This window comes from Nonomuraea sp. NPDC049784 (assembly GCF_040659615.1).
GTDB lineage: Bacteria > Actinomycetota > Actinomycetes > Streptosporangiales > Streptosporangiaceae > Nonomuraea.
The window spans coordinates 1-1056 of the sequence record NZ_JBFAMX010001317.1 but is presented as its reverse complement, the minus strand read 5'-3'; the positions used below and the strand labels follow the sequence as shown (position 1 = coordinate 1056).

The 1056-nt window shown below is 71.0% G+C and carries 2 protein-coding genes; both read right to left on the bottom strand.

What is annotated here, in order from left to right; genetic code table 11:
* The coding region (locus tag AB0J09_RS65715) for a TniB family NTP-binding protein (protein ID WP_360714745.1) at positions 1-398 on the bottom strand (398 nt) is incomplete at its 3' end.
* 26 nt (positions 399-424) lie between these two features.
* Positions 425-955 (bottom strand): Mu transposase C-terminal domain-containing protein, encoded by a 531-nt coding sequence (locus AB0J09_RS65710; protein ID WP_360714743.1) that lies wholly within the window; start codon positions 953-955, stop codon positions 425-427.
* Positions 956-1056 lie beyond the last annotated feature (101 nt).

Below are 1056 nucleotides of genomic sequence, written 5' to 3'. Positions count from 1 at the left end.
GCTTCTACACCGCGCTGCCGGGGGCGCAGCGGCGCGCCGAGCGCGCTCAGCAGCGCGGTGTAGAAGCGCGCAACGTGCGGATCGGAGGGCATCTGCACGACCAGCACCGGGATCTCCTCGGCGTCCGGGTGCGAGATCGGCGGGTGCGAGCGCCGGAACTTCTCCACGATCATCGACTTGCCGTTGTTGGTCGGCCCGATCACCAGCAGATTCGGCATCCGCTGCTTGGCCGGCCACTCCAACAAGGTGTGCAGCTGGTCCAGCGCCTGGGTGGCGCGGGTGTAGCCGATCCACCGATCCGCCCGAACCCGGGCCCGCCGCTCAGCGGCGGGCAGCCGGGCCACCGGCCGGGCGCTTTCATGCAGGTGCGACAGATCCTCCACCGGCCCCGGCTCCAGCTCGATCTCGAACTCCGGCTCGTGGCTCACCACTGCTCGATCACCTCGAACGGCCGCACCGGCTCCCCATCCGCGTACCCCTCGACTGGCAGCGAAGTCGGTGGCGGGGGCGCCGGCACAGCCTCTCGCGGGGTAGGGGTCGCCGAGCGGCGCTCGACCTCGCGGTGGGCGCGGCGGGTCTTGGCCGCCACAGTCTCGGTGATCTGCCGCATCTGCTCCACCATGGCGAACAGGGCGTTCTCATCGACCTGGGCGCGACCCTGCTCGCGCAGCCGGGCGATCGCGGCGCGCTGCTCCCACACGCTGATCGGCGGGCGCGACAGGGTCCGGTACGGCACCGGCAGGTAGGCGTGTCCGTCGGGGTCCAGCACCCAGATTCGGGAGATGTCGCGCGGGTCGCGGCGTAGCACGAACTTCTCCAGCCGATCCCGGCGGGCGATCCAGGGCTTGAGCGCGTCGCTGAAGTACTGCACGTGGTCGATGGTGAAGCCGGTCCGCCTCAGCGTCCGGCGGATCACCGGCAGGAAGTCGACCAGGAACGCCGTCTCGCTGGTCACCGTGGCACCCGGCACTCGCCTCACCCCTGACCGACCTGACGGATCGGCTCACCCACCTCCGCGCCGGCTTCGACGCCTTGTCCTGACCTCCCCCACTCCCA